Below are 19,674 nucleotides of genomic sequence, written 5' to 3'. Positions count from 1 at the left end.
GTCACGACGTGAGGAGCACATGGCGGTGTCGAGCGTGCCCGCGCCTGAGCGCATCCGCCTGCTCCTGGTCGAGGACGACGACGGTGACGCGGTGCTCGTCGAGGCGCTCCTCGAGGACCTGCCCGACGCCGTCGCCCTGGAGCGGGCGCGCACGGTCGACGAGGCGCTGACGCGGCTACCCGAGGGCTTCGACTGCGTGCTGCTGGACCTCGGGCTGCCCGACGCGCAGGGCCTGGGGGCCCTGCACGCCGTCGTCGGCGCCGCCGCGGGCGCGGCGGTGGTCTGCCTGACCGGCCTGGACGCCGAGGCCAGCGGCGTGGCCGCCGTGGCCGCAGGGGCGCAGGACTACCTGGTGAAGGGCCAGGTGGACGACGACAGGCTCCGTCGCGCGATCCGCTACGCCATCGAGCGGCGCCGCACCCAGGAACAGGCTCGTCAGCTGATCTCCCGCGAGCTGCAGGCCGCGGAGAACCGCCGCCTGGAGCGCAGCCTGCTGCCGCGCCCGGTCGTCCGCGACCCCGCCCTCGTCGTCACCACCCGGTACCACCCCGGTCGCGACGGCCTGCTGGCCGGCGACTTCTTCGACGTCGTGGAGGCCGACGACGGCACGCTCCTGGCGATCATCGGGGACGTCACCGGCCACGGCCCGGACGCCGCGGCGCTCGGGGTCAGCCTGCGCATCGCGTGGCGGACCCTCGTCCTGGCCGGGACCCCGGTCGACCAGCTGCTGCCCGTCCTGCAGCAGGTGCTGCTCCAGGAGCGCGAGGTGCCCGAGGTCTTCGCCACGGCGTGCCTGCTCGTCGTCCACCCCGACCGGCGCAGCGGCAGCTACTGGCTCGCCGGGCACCACGCCCCAGTGCTCATGGACCCCCGCCCCGAGCAGGTCCCCGTGCAGGCGCGCGGACCGATGCTCGGGCTGTTCGCCTCCGCCCGCTGGCCCCGGCTCGACCTGACCCTGGGGGAGCGCTGGCGGCTCGTGCTCTTCACCGACGGCTGGATCGAGGGACGGGTGGACCACGGGCCGCGCCGGCTGGGGATCGACGGCTGGCTCGCCCTCATGGGGGAGGCCGACGGGGACGTCCCGTCGGTGCTCGACGCCGTGCTGGAACGCGTGCTGGAGCTCAACGGAGGACCGATGTCGGACGACGTGGCCGCGGTGGCCCTCGAGTGGGACGGCGGGTCCGCGCCCCCGGCGGTCGGGGACCGAGGGACCGCCCGATGAGCCGCTGGGGCCTGCAGGGCAGGTTCACGGCCGCCGTCGCGGTCGTGACGGTGCTGACGCTGACGTGCCTCGCGGTGGCCACTGGGGTCTTCCTGGGCGTGCGCTCGCAGCAGCACGAGGTCGTGGACAACTACTTCGAGGCGATCACCACCTCGCAGGAGAAGTTCGTCGCGCGACTCGAGGCGCACGCGGCAGTCCACTCCTACGCGACCACGGGTGATGCCCAGGCGCTGGAGGCGCTGGAGGTGCTGGAGACGCTGCCCAGCACCGACGAGCGGCTGCTCGAGCTGCTCGCGACCGACGAGGCCTCCACCGCGGCGCTGCGCGAGGCGATGGCTGTCGGGGAGCGGTGGTGGACCGAGTGGGCGCAGCCCACGCTCGAGGCGGCTCGCGCAGGTGGGTCGACAGCGGTCGACGAGCAGGACCTCAGGGACGGTGACGCCGCGTTCGAGCGGTTCGACCGGTCGTTCGACGCGTACGTGGGCACGCTCGCCGAGCAGCGGCGCCTCGCGGTGGACGAGCTGGACCGCCGGAGCACCCTGCTCTACCTCACCGTCTTGGCGCTCGCGGCCGTCGCCGTCGTGTCCATCGCGCTGCTGTGGCAGCTCGTGCGGCGGTGGGTGGTCGTTCCGGTGGGTGAGCTGGCCGCCGGGACCAGGGTCGTGCGCGACGGTGACCTCGACCACCCCGTGCACGTGAGCGGGGCACCCGAGATCCGGCAGCTCTCCCACGACGTGGACGAGATGCGGCACCGCCTCGTGGCCCAGCTCGCGACGGTCCGGGAGGCGACCGAGCAGCTGCAGCAGACCCACGCGGCGCTGCGGGAGCAGACCGAGGAGCTGGAGCGCTCCAACCGAGAGCTCGAGCAGTTCGCCTACGTCGCCTCGCACGACCTGCAGGAGCCGCTGCGCAAGGTGGCCAGCTTCTGCCAGCTGCTGGAGAAGCGCTACGGCGGCCAGTTCGACGAGCGGGGTGAGCAGTACATCCACTTCGCGGTCGACGGGGCCAAGCGCATGCAGCAGCTCATCAACGACCTGCTCGACTTCTCGCGCGTCGGCCGCCTGAGCACCGGCCTGTCCGACGTGCCGCTGCAGGACTGCCTGGACCGTGCACTGGGCAACCTGGAGACCGCCCTCGAGGAGTCCGGTGCGGTGGTCACCCACGACGAGCTGCCCGTCGTGCACGGCGAGGCGCCGCTGCTCACGCAGATGCTCCAGAACCTCGTCGGCAACGCGGTGAAGTTCCGTGGCGAGGAGGCGCCCCGGGTCCACGTCGGCTGCCACGAGACCGCCGAGGGGTGGGAGCTGTCCGTGGCCGACAACGGCATCGGGATCGAGCCGCAGTACCACGACCGGGTGTTCGTCATCTTCCAGCGCCTGCACCCCAAGGACGTCTACAGCGGCACGGGCATCGGGCTGTCGATGTGCAAGAAGATCGTCGAGCACCACGGCGGGCGCATCTGGGTGGACCCGGACGTCGAGCGCGGGACGACGATCCGCTGGACCCTGCCGCGACCGGCTGCCGCCGAGCCGACGCTGGTGGGGGTCCTCGACGTGCCGGTCCCGGACGGCGACGCGGCGCGCGTGGACGCCGGCCGCGGCTGAGTGCGGCAGGATGGGCCCGCCCCACCGGCGACACCCGTCGCCGCACGAGGGGGCGCGACGAGGAGGACGCACGACATGCTGGAGGAGACCCGGGCGATCGACGTCCTTCTCGTCGAGGACGACCCGGGCGACGTGCTGATGACCAAGGAGGCGTTCGAGGACAACAAGGTCTCGAACAACCTCTTCGTCGTCGAGGACGGCGTCGCCGCGATGGAGTTCCTGCGCAAGGAGGGGCGCTTCGCCGACGCACCGACGCCCGACCTGGTGCTGCTCGACCTCAACCTGCCGCGGATGGACGGGCGCGAGGTGCTGCACGCCCTCAAGGAGGACGAGGCCCTGCGCAGCATCCCCGTCGTCGTGCTGACGACGTCGGAGGCCGAGGAGGACGTCCTGCGCAGCTACTCGCTGCACGCCAACGCCTACGTGACCAAGCCGGTGGACTTCGAGCGCTTCATCGCCGTCGTCCGCCAGATCGACGAGTTCTTCGTCAGCGTGGTCCGGCTCCCGCGCCGCTGACGGTGCGGAGACAGCGGGACCGTCGACCGGATTTGGTCGGCGGTCCCGCTGCGTCTACGCTGACCATGCCGAAGACCGCCGGTCGTCACCCTCGGGTGGCCGAAGGTCCCGCGACGCGGGAGGCCTGCGCAGGTGGACGAGAACCGTACGAACCTCGGCTGAGGTCCTGCGAGCCCCGTGCGCCTGCGCGGGGCTCTTTCCGTGTCACGGGTCCGGGGAACCGGCACACACCACGGAAGGAGGGCCATGGCGAAGCCGGAGAAGGCAGCAGCGGTGGCCGAGCTGACGGAGAAGTTCCGCAGCTCGACCGCAGGCGTGCTGACCGAGTACCGCGGTCTCACCGTCGCCCAGCTCAAGGAGCTGCGTCGCTCGCTCGGCGACAACGCCCAGTACGCCGTGGTGAAGAACACGCTGACCGCCATCGCGGCGAAGGAGGCCGGCGTCGACGCGTTCGACGGCCAGCTCTCCGGCCCGTCCGCGATCGCGTTCATCACCGGTGACCCGGTGGAGGCCGCCAAGGGCCTGCGCGACTTCGCCAAGGCGAACCCCCAGCTCGTCATCAAGGCCGGCTACCTCGAGGGCAAGTCCCTCGACGCCGCGGGGATCACCCAGCTCGCGGACCTCGAGTCCCGTGAGGTCCTGCTGGCCAAGCTGGCCGGCGCGATGAAGGCGTCCCTGAACCAGGCCGCGTACCTGTTCGCCGCCCCGCTGGCCCAGGCGGCCCGCACGGTGGACGCGCTGCGCGCGAAGGTCGAGGAGAACGGCCCGGCCACCGGGTCCTCCGACGCCGTCCCGGAGCAGCCCGCCGACGAGCAGCCCGCGACCGACGAGGCCGCAGCCGACGCCTGAGCGCGACGGCACCAGCTCCACCTGACACACCCCAGACGCAGGACAACCAGAAGGGACCGCCCACCATGGCGAAGCTCAGCACCGACGAGCTGCTCGACGCGTTCAAGGACATGACGCTGATCGAGCTCTCCGAGTTCGTGAAGAAGTTCGAGGAGACCTTCGAGGTCACCGCCGCCGCCCCCGTCGCGGTCGCCGCGGCCGGTGGCGCCGCCGGTGGTGGCGCGGCCGCCGAGGCCGAGGAGGAGAAGGACGAGTTCGACGTCATCCTCGAGGCCGCCGGTGACAAGAAGATCCAGGTCATCAAGGAGGTGCGCGGCCTCACCTCGCTCGGTCTGAAGGAGGCCAAGGACCTCGTGGACGGCGCTCCGAAGCCGGTCCTGGAGAAGGTCAACAAGGAGGCCGCGGACAAGGCGAAGGCCGCCCTCGAGGGCGCCGGCGCCACCGTCTCCGTCAAGTGAGCCGTACCGGGGCGGCCGTCACCGGCCGCCCCGGGAGGCCGGGGCCGAGCGGACGACGTCCCGCGACGTCGCCCGCGGCCTGACGGGCGCAGCACCTGCCGCAGGGCGGGTCGGACCACCTGGTCCGACCCGCCCTGCGTCGTCCTCGGCGCGTCCGCGGGGCGCGTGCTTGACGCCGGACGCCGGTGGGGTCACCATCGACGCGACGTGCTGCGAGGCACGGTCTCGGCGTGCGGCCCCCCGGGTCCCTCGGGGGAGGCCGGAGCGAGACCTGCGGCAGGCGTCCGTCCGCCGGCGACCGGCTTGGACATTCCTGCCCCGATGAGTATGCTGTCGCTTTGCGCTGCCTTGTGTCCCGACGTCACCTCGCCCAGAGGTGGACCAGGGGTGCTCGTCATGCGCCCGATACGCCCGCAGGCCCGTGGAAGGACCCCTCTTGGCCGCCTCGCGCACCGCGTCTGACCTGAACAGCAGCTCCACCTCCCGTGCGGCCACGCGCCGCATCTCCTTCGCCAAGATCCGTGAGCCCCTCGACGTCCCGGACCTGCTCGGTCTGCAGACGGAGAGCTTCGACTGGCTCCTCGGCAACGAGCGCTGGCAGGCCCGTGTGGCCGCAGCGGTCGAGGCCGGCCGGACGGACGTCCCGGAGACCTCGGGCCTGGAGGAGATCTTCGAGGAGATCTCCCCCATCGAGGACTTCTCCGGCTCGATGTCCCTGTCGTTCCGCGACCACCGGTTCGAGCCGCCCAAGTACTCGCTCGACGAGTGCAAGGAGCGGGACATGACGTTCTCGGCCCCGCTCTTCGTCACGGCCGAGTTCATGAACGCCACCACCGGCGAGATCAAGAGCCAGACGGTGTTCATGGGCGACTTCCCGCTCATGACCGACCGCGGCACCTTCGTCATCAACGGCACCGAGCGCGTCGTCGTCTCCCAGCTCGTCCGCTCGCCGGGCGTGTACTTCGAGCGCACCCCGGACAAGACCTCCGACAAGGACGTCTACACCGCGAAGGTGATCCCGTCCCGGGGCGCCTGGCTGGAGTTCGAGGTCGACAAGCGCGACATGGTCGGCGTCCGCATCGACCGCAAGCGCAAGCAGTCCGTGACCGTCCTGCTCAAGGCCCTCGGCTGGACCGAGGCGCAGATCCTCGAGGAGTTCGGCGACTTCGAGTCGATCCGGGCCACCCTCGAGAAGGACCACACCGCCGACCAGCGCGAGGCGCTGCTCGACATCTACCGCAAGCTCCGTCCGGGCGAGCCGCCCACGGAGGAGGCGGCCCAGACGCTGCTGGAGAACCTCTACTTCAACCCCAAGCGCTACGACCTGGCCAAGGTCGGTCGCTACAAGATCAACAAGAAGCTGGGGCTCGAGGCGCCGCTCGGTGACAGCGTGCTGTCCATCGACGACGTCGTGGCGACCATCCGCTTCCTGGTGACGCTGCACGACGGTGGCACCGCGATGCCGGGCCGTCGTGACGGGGAGGACCACGAGGTCCGCGTCGAGGTCGACGACATCGACCACTTCGGCAACCGCCGCCTGCGCAGCGTCGGCGAGCTCATCCAGAACCAGGTCCGCACGGGCCTGTCCCGGATGGAGCGCGTCGTCCGCGAGCGGATGACGACGCAGGACGTCGAGGCGATCACCCCGCAGACCCTGATCAACATCCGCCCCGTGGTGGCGTCGATCAAGGAGTTCTTCGGGACCTCGCAGCTGTCGCAGTTCATGGACCAGACCAACCCGCTGGCCGGTCTGACCCACAAGCGGCGGCTCTCCGCCCTCGGGCCGGGCGGTCTCTCCCGCGACCGCGCGGGCTTCGAGGTCCGCGACGTGCACCCGTCGCACTACGGCCGGATGTGCCCCATCGAGACGCCCGAGGGCCCGAACATCGGCCTGATCGGCTCGCTGTCGTCCTACGGGCGGATCAACGCCTTCGGCTTCGTCGAGACCCCGTACCGCAAGGTCGTCGACGGCCAGGTGACCGACGACGTCGTCTACCTGACCGCGGACGAGGAGGACGAGTACGTCATCGCGCAGGCGAACGCCGTCCTCACCGACGATGGCCACTTCGCGGACGAGCGCGTCACCGTGCGCGCCAAGGGCGGCGAGGTCGAGCTCGTCCCCGCCGGCGAGGTCGACTACATGGACGTCTCCGCCCGGCAGATGGTGTCGGTCGCGACGGCGATGATCCCGTTCCTCGAGCACGACGACGCCAACCGCGCGCTCATGGGGTCGAACATGCAGCGCCAGGCCGTCCCGCTGGTGCGGGCCGAGGCCCCGCTCGTGGGCACCGGCATGGAGCGGCACGCCGCGGTGGACGCCGGTGACGTGGTCGTCGCCGAGAAGGCCGGCGTGGTCACCGAGGTCTCCGCCGACCTGGTCACGGTGGCCAACGACGACGGCACCTCCAGCACCTACCGGCTCGCCAAGTTCAAGCGCTCCAACCAGGGCACCTCCTACAACCAGCGCGTCGTCGTCGACGAGGGCGACAGGCTGGAGGCCGGCGCGGTCATCGCCGACGGACCGTCCACCGACGTGGGCGAGCTCGCGCTCGGCAAGAACCTGCTGGTGGCGTTCATGTCCTGGGAGGGCCACAACTTCGAGGACGCGATCATCCTGTCCCAGCGCCTCGTCCAGGACGACGTCCTGTCCTCGATCCACATCGAGGAGCACGAGGTCGACGCCCGCGACACGAAGCTGGGCGCCGAGGAGATCACCCGGGACATCCCGAACGTCTCCGAGGAGGTCCTGGCGGACCTCGACGAGCGCGGGATCATCCGGATCGGCGCCGAGGTCACCACCGGTGACATCCTCGTCGGCAAGGTCACGCCGAAGGGCGAGACCGAGCTGACCCCCGAGGAGCGGCTGCTGCGGGCCATCTTCGGCGAGAAGGCGCGCGAGGTGCGCGACACCTCGCTGAAGGTGCCCCACGGCGAGTCCGGCACCGTCATCGGCGTCAAGGTCTTCGACCGCGACGAGGGCGACGAGCTGCCGCCGGGCGTGAACCAGCTGGTGCGGGTCTACGTCGCCGCCAAGCGCAAGATCACCGACGGCGACAAGCTCGCCGGACGGCACGGCAACAAGGGCGTCATCTCCAAGATCCTCCCCGTCGAGGACATGCCGTTCCTCGAGGACGGCACCCCGGTCGACATCGTGCTCAACCCGCTCGGCGTGCCGAGCCGGATGAACGTCGGCCAGGTGCTGGAGACCCACCTCGGGTGGGTCGCCTCCCGCGGCTGGAAGGTCGAGGGGGAGCCGGAGTGGGCGTCGCGCCTGCCCGCGGCGGCCCACGAGGCGGAGCCCGGCAACCCGGTCGCCTCGCCGGTCTTCGACGGTGCGCGCGAGGAGGAGATCACCGGCCTGCTCGACTCCACCCTGCCCAACCGCGACGGCGTCCGGATGGTCGACGGCAGCGGCAAGGCGAGGCTCTTCGACGGCCGCAGCGGGGAGCCGTTCCCGGAGCCGGTCTCCGTCGGCTACATGTACATCCTGAAGCTGCACCACCTGGTCGACGACAAGATCCACGCCCGCTCGACCGGCCCGTACTCGATGATCACCCAGCAGCCGCTCGGTGGTAAGGCGCAGTTCGGTGGCCAGCGGTTCGGCGAGATGGAGGTCTGGGCGCTCGAGGCCTACGGCGCGGCGTACGCGCTGCAGGAGCTGCTGACGATCAAGTCCGACGACGTCCCCGGCCGGGTGAAGGTCTACGAGGCCATCGTCAAGGGCGAGAACATCCCCGAGCCCGGCATCCCCGAGTCCTTCAAGGTCCTCATCAAGGAGATGCAGTCGCTGTGCCTCAACGTCGAGGTGCTCTCCAGCGACGGCATGTCCATCGAGATGCGCGACGCGGACGACGACGTCTTCCGCGCGGCGGAGGAGCTCGGCATCGACCTGTCCCGGCGCGAGCCCAGCAGCGTCGAAGAGGTCTGACGGACGGCCGCACCGGCTCCCCAGGGGGTCGGTGCGGCCGCCCGCGACCACTCGACACCGGCGTGAACTGAGATACTGAGAGAAGGACACTCGTGCTCGACGTCAACATCTTCGACGAGCTGCGCATCGGCCTGGCTTCGGTCGACGACATCCGCCAGTGGTCCCACGGCGAGGTGAAGAAGCCCGAGACCATCAACTACCGCACCCTCAAGCCGGAGAAGGACGGGCTCTTCTGCGAGAAGATCTTCGGCCCCACCCGGGACTGGGAGTGCTACTGCGGCAAGTACAAGCGCGTGCGCTTCAAGGGCATCATCTGCGAGCGCTGCGGCGTCGAGGTGACCCGCGCCAAGGTGCGTCGTGAGCGGATGGGCCACATCGAGCTCGCCGCCCCCGTCACCCACATCTGGTACTTCAAGGGCGTCCCCAGCCGGCTCGGCTACCTCCTCGACCTCGCCCCGAAGGACCTCGAGAAGGTCATCTACTTCGCGGCGTACATGATCACCTCGGTCGACGAGGACGGTCGCCACCGCGACCTGCCCGGGCTGCAGGCGAACATCGACGTCGAGAAGCAGGAGATCGCCAAGCGTCGCGACGCCGACGTCGAGGCCCGCGCGCAGCGGCTCGAGGCGGACCTCGCCGAGCTGGAGGCCGAGGGCGCCAAGTCCGACGCCCGCCGCAAGGTCAAGGAGTCCGCTGAGCGCGAGATGAACCAGATCCGCCGGCGCGCGGACGCGGAGATCGAGCGCCTCGAGCAGGTCTGGGACCGCTTCACCAAGCTGAAGGTCGCCGACCTCGAGGGCGACGAGATGCTGTACCGGGAGCTCAAGGACCGGTTCGGCCTCTACTTCGAGGGCAGCATGGGCGCCGCCGCCATCCAGAAGCGGCTCGAGTCCTTCGACCTCGAGGCCGAGGCCGAGTCCCTGCGCGAGATCATCCGCACCGGCAAGGGGCAGAAGAAGACGCGCGCGCTCAAGCGGCTCAAGGTCGTCTCGGCGTTCCTGACGACCAAGAACTCCCCGCTCGGCATGGTCCTGGACGCCGTCCCGGTCATCCCGCCGGACCTGCGCCCGATGGTCCAGCTCGACGGTGGCCGCTTCGCCACCTCGGACCTCAACGACCTGTACCGCCGGGTGATCAACCGGAACAACCGGCTCAAGCGGCTGCTCGACCTCGGCGCACCCGAGATCATCGTCAACAACGAGAAGCGGATGCTCCAGGAGGCCGTCGACGCGCTGTTCGACAACGGCCGCCGCGGCCGCCCGGTCACCGGGCCGGGCAACCGGCCGCTGAAGTCGCTGTCCGACATGCTCAAGGGCAAGCAGGGCCGGTTCCGCCAGAACCTGCTCGGCAAGCGCGTCGACTACTCCGGCCGCTCGGTCATCGTCGTCGGCCCGCAGCTCAAGCTGCACCAGTGCGGTCTGCCCAAGCAGATGGCCCTCGAGCTCTTCAAGCCGTTCGTCATGAAGCGGCTCGTGGACCTGAACCACGCCCAGAACATCAAGTCCGCCAAGCGGATGGTCGAGCGCTCGCGCCCCGTCGTCTGGGACGTGCTCGAGGAGGTCATCACCGAGCACCCGGTGCTGCTCAACCGCGCGCCGACCCTGCACCGCCTGGGTATCCAGGCCTTCGAGCCGCAGCTGGTCGAGGGCAAGGCCATCCAGATCCACCCGCTCGTCTGCTCCGCGTTCAACGCCGACTTCGACGGTGACCAGATGGCGGTGCACCTGCCGCTGTCCGCCGAGGCGCAGGCCGAGGCGCGGATCCTGATGCTGTCCAGCAACAACATCCTCAAGCCGGCCGACGGCCGGCCGGTGACCATGCCCACGCAGGACATGATCATCGGGCTGTTCCACCTGACGTCGGTCGCCGAGGACGGCACGGGCTCCGGTCGCGTGTTCGGCTCGGTCGCCGAGGCGATCATGGCCTACGACGCGCGGGAGCTGGAGCCGGGTTCGCCGATCCGGATCCGTCTCGAGGGCGTCGTGCCTCCCGAGGGCACCGAGGTGCCCGACGGCTGGGAGCCGGGCCAGCCGCTGGTGCTGGAGACGACGCTGGGCCGCGCGCTCTTCAACGAGACGCTCCCCGCGGACTACACGTACGTGAACACGGACGTGGACAAGAAGCGGCTCTCGGCGATCGTCAACGACCTCGCCGAGCGGTACCCGAAGGTGCAGGTCGCGGCGACCCTGGACCGCCTCAAGGAGGCCGGCTTCCACTGGGCGACCCGCTCGGGCCTGACCATCTCGATCTCCGACGTCGTGGCCCCGGGCAACAAGCAGGAGCTGCTCGAGGCGTACGAGGGCAAGGCCGCGAAGGTCCAGCAGCAGTACGACATGGGTCTGATCACCGACGACGAGCGCCGTCAGGAGCTCATCGAGATCTGGACCCAGGCCACCAACGACGTGGCCAAGGCCATGGAGGCCAACCTGGACCCGGGCAACTCCGTGTACCGGATGGTCAGCTCGGGCGCCCGAGGCAACTGGATGCAGGTCCGGCAGATCGCCGGTATGCGGGGTCTGGTGGCCAACCCGAAGGGCGAGATCATCCCGCGCCCCATCAAGGCGAACTTCCGCGAGGGGCTGTCGGTCCTGGAGTACTTCATCGCGACGCACGGCGCCCGCAAGGGGCTGGCGGACACCGCGCTGCGGACCGCCGACTCCGGGTACCTCACGCGCCGTCTGGTGGACGTCTCCCAGGACGTCATCGTCCGCGAGGAGGACTGCGGCACCGAGCGCGGCCTGACCCTGCCGATCGCCGAGACCGGCGTCGACGGCACCCTGCGGCGTGGTGAGGACGTCGAGACCAGCGTGTACTCGCGCACGCTCGCCTCCGACGTCACCGGCGGCGACGGGCAGGTGCTGGCAGCCGCCGGCAGCGACGTCGGCGACGTGCTCATCGACGCGCTGGTGGCCCAGGGCGTGAGCGAGATCAAGGTCCGCTCGGTCCTGACCTGCGAGTCCCGGGTCGGCACCTGCGCCCGCTGCTACGGCAGGTCGCTGGCGACCGGCAAGCTCGTCGACATCGGCGAGGCGGTCGGCATCATCGCCGCCCAGTCGATCGGCGAGCCCGGGACGCAGCTGACGATGCGGACCTTCCACACCGGTGGTGTGGCCGGTGACGACATCACCCACGGCCTGCCGCGCGTCCAGGAGCTCTTCGAGGCCAGGACGCCCAAGGGCGTCGCCCCGATCTCCGAGGTCGCGGGCCGGGTCGCCATCGACGAGACGGACAAGGCGCGACGGCTCGTGATCACCCCGGACGACGGGTCGGAGGAGGTCGCCTACCCGCTGTCCAAGCGGGCGAGGCTCCTCGTCGGCGACGGCGACCACGTCGAGGTGGGCCAGCAGCTCATCCAGGGCGCCGTGGACCCGAAGCAGGTGCTGCGCATCCTCGGCCCGCGTGCCGTGCAGAAGCACCTCGTGGACGAGGTCCAGGAGGTCTACCGCAGCCAGGGCGTCGGGATCCACGACAAGCACATCGAGGTCATCGTCCGGCAGATGCTGCGCCGGGTGACGATCATCGACTCCGGGGACGCCGAGCTGCTGCCGGGCGAGCTCGCGGAGCGCTCCCGCTTCGAGGAGGAGAACCGCAGGGTCGTCTCCGAGGGCGGGACGCCGGCCGCGGGCCGGCCCGAGCTGATGGGGATCACCAAGGCCTCGCTGGCCACCGAGTCGTGGCTGTCGGCAGCCTCCTTCCAGGAGACGACCCGGGTGCTCACCGAGGCCGCGCTGCACGGGCGGTCCGACCCGCTGCTCGGGCTGAAGGAGAACGTCATCCTCGGCAAGCTCATCCCGGCGGGTACGGGCCTGACCCGTTACCGCAACGTCCGGGTGGAGCCCACCGAGGAGGCCAAGGCGGCCATGTACGCCATGCCGGGCTACGAGGACGTCGACTACGAGCACTTCGGCGTCGGCTCCGGCCAGGCCGTGCCGCTCGAGGAGTTCGACCTCGGCGGCGACTACCGCTGACCACCGCCGCAGGGGAGGGGCCGGTCCGCCGGCCCCTCCCGTCGGCCCTACCACGCCAGGGCATCCGGGGCGTTTTGACGCTCCGGACAGGCCCCGGTACTCTCGATGTTCGTGCCTGGGGACACCCAGGCCCTCGTGCGTGCGTCACGCCCGCGCCGGCCGGATCCGTCCGGTGGACGAGCGGGAATCGGTCACCAAGCGGAGTGAGGCCCTCGGGCCGCACCACGTCCGGAGCCCACCCGACACGCCCGACCGCGGGGGTCAGTGAGCCCCGCGGACGACGTCGACCGGACCGCGAGGTCCACCCAGACAGTCCCACGAGCAGTTCCACGAGCAGCAGACGACGACAGACGGAGACGTAGTGCCCACGATCCAGCAGCTGGTGCGCAAGGGCCGCCAGGACAAGGCCGGGAAGCAGAAGACCCCGGCCCTCAAGGGGAGCCCGCAGCGGCGCGGCGTGTGCACCCGCGTCTACACGACCACGCCGAAGAAGCCCAACTCCGCGCTGCGCAAGGTCGCCCGCGTGAAGCTGAGCAGCGGCATCGAGGTCACGGCCTACATCCCGGGCGTCGGGCACAACCTGCAGGAGCACTCCATCGTGCTCGTGCGCGGCGGCCGCGTGAAGGACCTGCCCGGCGTCCGCTACAAGATCGTGCGCGGCTCGCTGGACACCCAGGGCGTCAAGAACCGCAAGCAGGCTCGCAGCCGCTACGGCGCGAAGAAGGAGAAGAGCTAATGCCGCGCAAGGGCCCGGCTCCCAAGCGACCGCTCGTGGTCGACCCGGTCTACGGCTCGCCGCTGGTCACCCAGCTGGTGAACAAGGTGCTGCTGGACGGCAAGAAGTCCACCGCCGAGCGCATCGTGTACGGCGCGCTCGAGGGCGCCCGCGAGAAGACGGGCACGGACCCGGTCATCGCACTCAAGCGCGCGCTGGACAACATCCGCCCCACGCTCGAGGTCAAGTCCCGCCGCGTGGGTGGCGCCACCTACCAGGTGCCGGTCGAGGTGCGGGCGAACCGCGCCACCACCCTGGCGCTGCGCTGGCTGGTCGGCTACTCGCGAGCCCGTCGTGAGAAGACCATGACCGACCGGCTCATGAACGAGATCCTCGACGCCAGCAACGGCCTCGGTGCCGCGGTCAAGCGCCGTGAGGACACCCACAAGATGGCCGAGTCCAACAAGGCCTTCGCGCACTACCGCTGGTGACGCGCGGCGCCGGCCCCCGAGGCCGGCGCGCGCCCCGAACGTGCAGTCCGACGAGAAGAGGCAGTAGCCCGTGGCACAGGACGTGCTGACCGACCTGAAGAAGGTCCGCAACATCGGCATCATGGCGCACATCGACGCCGGCAAGACCACGACGACCGAGCGGATCCTGTTCTACACCGGCGTCAACTACAAGATGGGCGAGACGCACGACGGCGCCTCGACCATGGACTGGATGGAGCAGGAGCAGGAGCGGGGGATCACCATCACCTCCGCCGCCACCACCTGCTTCTGGGAGGGCACCCAGATCAACATCATCGACACCCCGGGGCACGTCGACTTCACCGTCGAGGTGGAGCGGTCCCTGCGGGTGCTCGACGGTGCGGTCGCCGTCTTCGACGGCAAGGAGGGTGTCGAGCCCCAGTCCGAGACGGTGTGGCGGCAGGCGGACAAGTACGACGTCCCGCGCATCTGCTTCGTCAACAAGATGGACAAGCTCGGTGCGGACTTCTACTTCACCGTGCAGACGATCATCGACCGCCTCGGGGCCAAGCCGCTGGTCCTGCAGCTCCCCATCGGTGCCGAGAGCAGCTTCGAGGGCGTCGTCGACCTGGTCTACATGCGCGCGCTGACGTGGCGCGGCGACACCGGCAAGGGCGAGGCGTACACGATCGAGGACATCCCGGCCGACCTGGCCGAGAAGGCCGAGGAGTACCGCCAGCAGCTGCTGGAGACGGTGGCCGAGGCCGACGAGGAGCTCCTCGAGAAGTACCTCGGCGGCGAGGAGCTGACGCCGGAGGAGATCAAGGCCGGCATCCGCAAGCTGACCGTGGCCTCCGAGGTCTACCCGGTGCTGTGCGGCTCGGCGTTCAAGAACAAGGGCGTGCAGCCCATGCTCGACGCCGTGCTCGACTACCTGCCCAACCCGCTGGACGTGCCGGCGGTGCAGGGGCACGCGGTCGGTGACGAGGAGACGGTGGTCGAGCGCCACCCCGACGCCTCCGAGCCCTTCTCCGCGCTGGCGTTCAAGGTCGCCGCGCACCCGTTCTTCGGCAAGCTGACCTACGTGCGGGTCTACTCGGGCCGGGTCGCTGCGGGCTCCCAGGTGGTGAACTCCACCAAGGGCAAGAAGGAGCGCATCGGCAAGCTCTTCCAGATGCACTCCAACAAGGAGAACCCGGTCGACGAGGCGCAGGCCGGCCACATCTACGCGATGATCGGCCTGAAGGACACGACCACGGGCGACACCCTCTGCGACCCGCAGAACCAGGTGGTGCTCGAGTCGATGACCTTCCCCGACCCGGTCATCGAGGTCGCGATCGAGCCGAAGACCAAGGGCGACCAGGAGAAGCTCTCCACGGCGATCCAGAAGCTCGCCGAGGAGGACCCGACGTTCCAGGTCCAGCTCGACGAGGAGACCGGCCAGACCATCATCAAGGGGATGGGCGAGCTGCACCTCGACATCCTCGTCGACCGGATGCGGCGCGAGTTCAAGGTCGAGGCGAACGTCGGCAAGCCGCAGGTGGCGTACCGCGAGACCATCCGCCGCAAGGTCGACAAGGTCGACTACACCCACAAGAAGCAGACGGGTGGGTCGGGCCAGTTCGCCAAGGTCCAGGTCTCGATCGAGCCGCTGGACACCTCCGAGGGCGAGCTCTACGAGTTCTCCAACAAGGTGACCGGTGGCCGCGTCCCGCGGGAGTACATCCCCAGCGTGGACCACGGCATCCAGGACGCCATGCAGCTCGGTGTGGTCGCCGGCTTCCCGCTCGTCGGGGTCAAGGCGACCCTGCTCGACGGCGCGTACCACGACGTCGACTCCTCCGAGATGGCGTTCAAGATCGCCGGCTCGATGGTCCTCAAGGAGGCCGTCAAGCAGGCGGACCCGGTGCTCCTCGAGCCCGTCATGGCCGTCGAGGTGCGTACGCCCGAGGACTACATGGGCGAGGTCATCGGCGACCTGAACTCCCGCCGCGGCCAGATCCAGGCCATGGAGGACGCCAGCGGCGCGAAGGTCGTGCGCGCGCTGGTCCCGCTGTCCGAGATGTTCGGCTACGTCGGCGACCTGCGGTCCAAGACCCAGGGTCGCGCGGTGTACTCGATGCAGTTCGACAGCTACGCCGAGGTCCCCCGCGCGGTGGCCGAGGAGATCATCAAGAAGACCCGGGGCGAGTGACGGGTGCTGCCGCCGGCAGCACCCCCACCCGCGCCGTCCGGTCGACTCGGCCGGACCGCTAGACTCACACGCTCGACGGTCACGATCGGCAGTCGGCGTCACACATCCCAGTACTCGAGGAGGACCCCCAGTGGGTAAGGCGAAGTTCGAGCGGACTAAGCCGCACGTCAACATCGGCACCATCGGTCACATCGACCACGGCAAGACGACGCTGACGGCGGCCATCAGCAAGGTCCTGCACGACAAGTACCCGGACCTGAACCCGCAGACGCCGTTCGACGAGATCGACAAGGCGCCGGAGGAGAAGCAGCGCGGGATCACCATCTCGATCGCGCACATCGAGTACCAGACGGAGTCGCGGCACTACGCGCACGTCGACTGCCCCGGTCACGCGGACTACATCAAGAACATGATCACGGGTGCGGCGCAGATGGACGGCGCCATCCTCGTGGTCGCCGCGACCGACGGCCCGATGCCGCAGACGAAGGAGCACGTCCTCCTGGCCCGCCAGGTCGGCGTCCCCTACATCGTCGTCGCGCTGAACAAGGCCGACATGGTCGACGACGAGGAGATCCTCGAGCTCGTCGAGATGGAGGTCCGCGAGCTCCTGTCGAGCTACGAGTTCCCCGGTGACGACCTGCCGGTCGTGCGCGTCTCGGCGCTCAAGGCGCTCGAGGGCGACGCCGAGTGGGGCGAGAAGCTCATGGACCTCATGAACGCCGTCGACACCGCGATCCCCGAGCCGGAGCGCGACGTCGACAAGCCGTTCCTCATGCCCGTCGAGGACGTCTTCACGATCACCGGCCGCGGCACCGTGGTCACCGGTCGCGTCGAGCGCGGCATCCTCAACGTGAACGAGGAGGTCGAGATCGTCGGGATCAAGGAGAAGTCCCAGAAGACGACGGTCACCGGCGTCGAGATGTTCCGCAAGCTGCTCGACGAGGCCCGCGCGGGCGAGAACGTCGGTCTGCTGCTCCGCGGCACGAAGCGCGAGGACGTCGAGCGCGGTCAGGTCGTCTGCAAGCCCGGCTCGATCACCCCGCACACCCAGTTCGAGGCCCAGGTCTACATCCTCGGCAAGGACGAGGGTGGCCGGCACAACCCGTTCTACTCGAACTACCGTCCGCAGTTCTACTTCCGGACCACGGACGTCACCGGCGTCATCCAGCTGCCCGAGGGCACCGAGATGGTCATGCCCGGCGACAACACCGAGATGACGGTCGACCTGATCCAGCCCATCGCGATGGAGGAGGGCCTGCGGTTCGCCATCCGCGAGGGTGGCCGTACCGTCGGCGCCGGCCGGGTCACCAAGATCCTCAAGTGACGTCGCTCTAGGGCACGCGTCACGACGCACGCGCAGGCCCGGGCCACACGGCCCGGGCCTGCAGCGTGCGGGGCGTCGGGGGACCGGCGCCCGCCCGCCTGCGGGCGGTCATCGCCAGACCTGCCGGGACGCCGCCGCCTCAGGGCGACGGATTGGTCAAACCGGCCGCAGGTCTGGCACACTAGACAGGTTGTTCGACGCACGTGCTGGCCGCTCGACGGCCGCGCGGGGAGCTCACGCCCACGCGTCGACGCCCGGTCCTACGGGCACGACACCACGAGCAGCAGGGCACGCGAGTGCCGGGCGCACTCCGCGTCCGCGAGCGCGACACGCCCGACCTCGGGGGTCGGTGCCGGCGGGGAGCCGGGGACAGCAGCGGTACGACGAGAGAGAGTCAGAAGACGCCATGGCGGGACAGAAGATCCGCATCCGGCTCAAGTCCTACGACCACGAGGTCATCGACAGCTCGGCGCGCAAGATCGTCGACACGGTGACCCGCGCTGGTGCGACGGTGGTGGGGCCCGTGCCGCTGCCGACGGAGAAGAACGTCTTCTGCGTCATCCGTTCGCCGCACAAGTACAAGGACAGCCGCGAGCACTTCGAGATGCGGACGCACAAGCGGCTCATCGACATCATCGACCCCACGCCCAAGGCGGTGGACTCGCTCATGCGACTCGACCTGCCCGCGGACGTGAACATCGAGATCAAGCTCTGAGGGATCCCAGATGACTACCGCCACTGAGGCCCGCCAGTCGGGCACCGTCGCCGGGCTCCTGGGCACCAAGCTGGGCATGACCCAGGTCTGGGACGAGAACGGGCGCCTCGTCCCCGTCACCGTCGTCCAGGCCGGCCCCTGCGTCGTGACGCAGCTGCGGACCGCCGAGGTCGACGGCTACGCGGGCGTCCAGATCGCGTTCGGCGCGATCGACCCCCGCAAGGTGAACAAGCCCCTGACCGGTCACTTCGAGAAGGCCGGTGTGACCCCGCGTCGCCACCTGGTCGAGCTGCGCACCAGCGACGTCGACGCCTACAGCCTGGGCCAGGAGCTCACCGTCGAGCTGTTCGAGAGCGGCCAGCTGGTCGACGTCGTCGGCACGACCAAGGGCAAGGGCACCGCCGGCGTCATGAAGCGTCACGGCTTCGCCGGCGTGGGCGCCTCCCACGGTGCCCACCGCAACCACCGCAAGCCCGGTTCGATCGGCGGCTGCGCCACCCCCGGCCGGGTGTTCAAGGGGATGCGGATGGCCGGCCGGATGGGCCACGTCCGCCAGACGACCCAGAACCTGACCGTGCACGCGGTCGACGCGGAGAAGGGTCTGCTGCTCGTCAAGGGCGCCGTCCCCGGCCCGCGCGGCGGTGTCGTGCTGGTCCGCACCGCAGCGAAGGGAGCCTGAGCAGATGGCCACCACCCTCGAGGTCAAGGACCCCTCGGGCGCCACGACCGGCTCCGTCGAGCTGCCGGCCGAGGTCTTCGACGTCCAGACGAACGTCCCGCTGATCCACCAGGTCGTCGTCGCGCAGCTCGCGGCGGCCCGGCAGGGCACCCACTCCACCAAGACCCGCGGCGAGGTCCGTGGCGGCGGCAAGAAGCCGTACCGCCAGAAGGGCACCGGGCGGGCTCGCCAGGGCTCGCTGCGTGCGCCGCAGTTCGCCGGCGGCGGCACCGTGCACGGCCCGACGCCGCGTGACTACAGCCAGCGGACGCCCAAGAAGATGAAGGCCGCCGCGCTTCGCGGGGCGCTGTCCGACCGTGCGCGCCACGGTCGGGTGCACGTCCTCAGCGGCGTGGTCGGCGGCGACGCGCCGTCCACCAAGGGCGCGGTCGCCGCGCTGGCCAACGTCAGCGACCGCAAGCACCTGCTCGTGGTCCTCCAGCGCGAGGACACGCTGAGCTGGAGGAGCCTGCGCAACGTCGAGCGGGTGCACGTGCTGGTCGCCGACCAGCTCAACACCTACGACGTGCTGTGCGCCGACGACGTCGTCTTCACGGAGGGCGCCCTGGCGGAGTTCCTCGCCGGCCCGGCCCGCGGCAAGGGCGCCAAGGCCGTCGGCACCGACACCGAGGCCGAGGTCGCCGCGGCCGACAGCGACGAGGAGGCTGGCCAGTGAGCGCGCTGCAGAAGGACCCCCGCGACATCCTGCTCGCCCCCGTGGTCTCCGAGAAGAGCTACGGGCTCCTCGACAACGAGGGCAAGTACACCTTCCTCGTGGACCCGCGGGCCAACAAGACCGAGATCCGCATCGCCGTCGAGAAGGTCTTCGGCGTCAAGGTGGCGTCGGTCAACACGCTCAACCGCGAGGGCAAGCGTCGTCGCACCCGGTTCGGCGTGGGCAAGCGCAAGGACACCAAGCGCGCCATCGTGACGCTTCGCGAGGGCTCCATCGACATCTTCGGCGGTCCGGTCGGCTGACCGGACGGACGATCA

At 70.1% G+C, this 19,674-nt stretch carries 15 protein-coding genes; all 15 read left to right on the top strand.

The genetic code is table 11. The annotated features are described in order from the left end of the window. Positions 1-19: 19 nt before the first annotated feature. The 15 genes from ACYVQV_RS09240 (at position 20) to rplW (ending at position 19,659) form a co-directional block, all read left to right on the top strand. On the top strand, positions 20-1,222 hold the full coding sequence (locus tag ACYVQV_RS09240; RefSeq protein ID WP_461022986.1) for a PP2C family protein-serine/threonine phosphatase: 1,203 nt from the start codon (positions 20-22) through the stop codon (positions 1,220-1,222). After that, on the top strand, positions 1,219-2,826 hold the full coding sequence (locus ACYVQV_RS09235; protein WP_461022985.1) for a sensor histidine kinase: 1,608 nt from the start codon (positions 1,219-1,221) through the stop codon (positions 2,824-2,826). Before ACYVQV_RS09240 ends, ACYVQV_RS09235 begins: the two co-directional genes overlap by 4 nt. A 75-nt stretch (positions 2,827-2,901) precedes the next feature. Beyond that, positions 2,902-3,342, top strand: a complete 441-nt coding sequence (locus ACYVQV_RS09230) for a response regulator (protein WP_461022984.1) — start codon at positions 2,902-2,904, stop codon at positions 3,340-3,342. A gap of 246 nt (positions 3,343-3,588) precedes the next feature. Next, positions 3,589-4,191 carry a 50S ribosomal protein L10 gene (gene rplJ, locus ACYVQV_RS09225; RefSeq protein ID WP_461022983.1) on the top strand — a complete coding sequence of 201 codons (603 nt, stop codon included), beginning with the start codon at positions 3,589-3,591 and terminating at the stop codon, positions 4,189-4,191. 65 nt (positions 4,192-4,256) lie between these two features. After that, a complete protein-coding gene (gene rplL / locus ACYVQV_RS09220; RefSeq protein WP_461022982.1) occupies positions 4,257-4,649 on the top strand; it encodes a 50S ribosomal protein L7/L12 in 393 nt (130 codons plus the stop codon). A gap of 436 nt (positions 4,650-5,085) precedes the next feature. Beyond that, positions 5,086-8,577 carry a DNA-directed RNA polymerase subunit beta gene (gene rpoB / locus ACYVQV_RS09215; RefSeq protein ID WP_461023038.1) on the top strand — a complete coding sequence of 1,164 codons (3,492 nt, stop codon included), beginning with the start codon at positions 5,086-5,088 and terminating at the stop codon, positions 8,575-8,577. Positions 8,578-8,669: 92 nt separating this feature from the next. Continuing rightward, on the top strand, positions 8,670-12,545 hold the full coding sequence (locus ACYVQV_RS09210) for a DNA-directed RNA polymerase subunit beta' (RefSeq protein WP_461022981.1): 3,876 nt from the start codon (positions 8,670-8,672) through the stop codon (positions 12,543-12,545). 361 nt (positions 12,546-12,906) lie between these two features. Further along, a complete protein-coding gene (gene rpsL, locus ACYVQV_RS09205; protein WP_461022980.1) occupies positions 12,907-13,281 on the top strand; it encodes a 30S ribosomal protein S12 in 375 nt (124 codons plus the stop codon). Next, positions 13,281-13,751, top strand: coding sequence for a 30S ribosomal protein S7 (gene rpsG / locus ACYVQV_RS09200; RefSeq protein ID WP_461022979.1), 471 nt, complete (start codon positions 13,281-13,283; stop codon positions 13,749-13,751). Before rpsL ends, rpsG begins: the two co-directional genes overlap by 1 nt. Before the next feature lie 70 nt (positions 13,752-13,821). Continuing rightward, the gene (gene fusA, locus ACYVQV_RS09195; RefSeq protein WP_461022978.1) at positions 13,822-15,924 is read left to right on the top strand and encodes an elongation factor G; all 2,103 of its coding nucleotides are present in this window, start codon (positions 13,822-13,824) and stop codon (positions 15,922-15,924) included. A gap of 130 nt (positions 15,925-16,054) precedes the next feature. Continuing rightward, positions 16,055-17,248 (top strand): elongation factor Tu, encoded by a 1,194-nt coding sequence (tuf, locus tag ACYVQV_RS09190; protein ID WP_461022977.1) that lies wholly within the window; start codon positions 16,055-16,057, stop codon positions 17,246-17,248. Between the two features lie 406 nt (positions 17,249-17,654). Further along, complete coding sequence (rpsJ, locus tag ACYVQV_RS09185; RefSeq protein WP_012867945.1) at positions 17,655-17,963, top strand: 30S ribosomal protein S10; 309 nt, start codon at positions 17,655-17,657, stop codon at positions 17,961-17,963. A gap of 10 nt (positions 17,964-17,973) precedes the next feature. After that, positions 17,974-18,642, top strand: a complete 669-nt coding sequence (gene rplC, locus ACYVQV_RS09180; protein WP_461022976.1) for a 50S ribosomal protein L3 — start codon at positions 17,974-17,976, stop codon at positions 18,640-18,642. A 4-nt stretch (positions 18,643-18,646) separates the two neighbouring features. Beyond that, complete coding sequence (rplD, locus tag ACYVQV_RS09175) at positions 18,647-19,357, top strand: 50S ribosomal protein L4 (protein WP_461022975.1); 711 nt, start codon at positions 18,647-18,649, stop codon at positions 19,355-19,357. Further along, the gene (gene rplW, locus ACYVQV_RS09170) at positions 19,354-19,659 is read left to right on the top strand and encodes a 50S ribosomal protein L23 (RefSeq protein ID WP_461022974.1); all 306 of its coding nucleotides are present in this window, start codon (positions 19,354-19,356) and stop codon (positions 19,657-19,659) included. The genes rplD and rplW overlap by 4 nt, the downstream gene beginning before the upstream one ends. The last annotated feature ends 15 nt before the right edge of the window (positions 19,660-19,674 follow it).

It is taken from the genome of Thalassiella azotivora (genome assembly GCF_054781695.1).
The sequence above is the reverse complement of the archived record's forward strand: the minus strand, read 5'-3'. Positions and strand labels throughout refer to the sequence as shown.

What these genes read in the sequence shown, in the direction of transcription:
- ACYVQV_RS09240 (WP_461022986.1), top strand. Translation starts at nt 20, where the DNA reads ATGGCGGTGTCGAGCGTGCCCGCGCCTGAGCGCATCCGCCTGCTCCTG.
- ACYVQV_RS09235 (WP_461022985.1), top strand. Translation starts at nt 1,219, where the DNA reads ATGAGCCGCTGGGGCCTGCAGGGCAGGTTCACGGCCGCCGTCGCGGTC.
- ACYVQV_RS09230 (WP_461022984.1), top strand. Translation starts at nt 2,902, where the DNA reads ATGCTGGAGGAGACCCGGGCGATCGACGTCCTTCTCGTCGAGGACGAC.
- rplJ (WP_461022983.1), top strand. Translation starts at nt 3,589, where the DNA reads ATGGCGAAGCCGGAGAAGGCAGCAGCGGTGGCCGAGCTGACGGAGAAG.
- rplL (WP_461022982.1), top strand. Translation starts at nt 4,257, where the DNA reads ATGGCGAAGCTCAGCACCGACGAGCTGCTCGACGCGTTCAAGGACATG.
- rpsG (WP_461022979.1), top strand. Translation starts at nt 13,281, where the DNA reads ATGCCGCGCAAGGGCCCGGCTCCCAAGCGACCGCTCGTGGTCGACCCG.
- rpsJ (WP_012867945.1), top strand. Translation starts at nt 17,655, where the DNA reads ATGGCGGGACAGAAGATCCGCATCCGGCTCAAGTCCTACGACCACGAG.
- rplC (WP_461022976.1), top strand. Translation starts at nt 17,974, where the DNA reads ATGACTACCGCCACTGAGGCCCGCCAGTCGGGCACCGTCGCCGGGCTC.
- rplD (WP_461022975.1), top strand. Translation starts at nt 18,647, where the DNA reads ATGGCCACCACCCTCGAGGTCAAGGACCCCTCGGGCGCCACGACCGGC.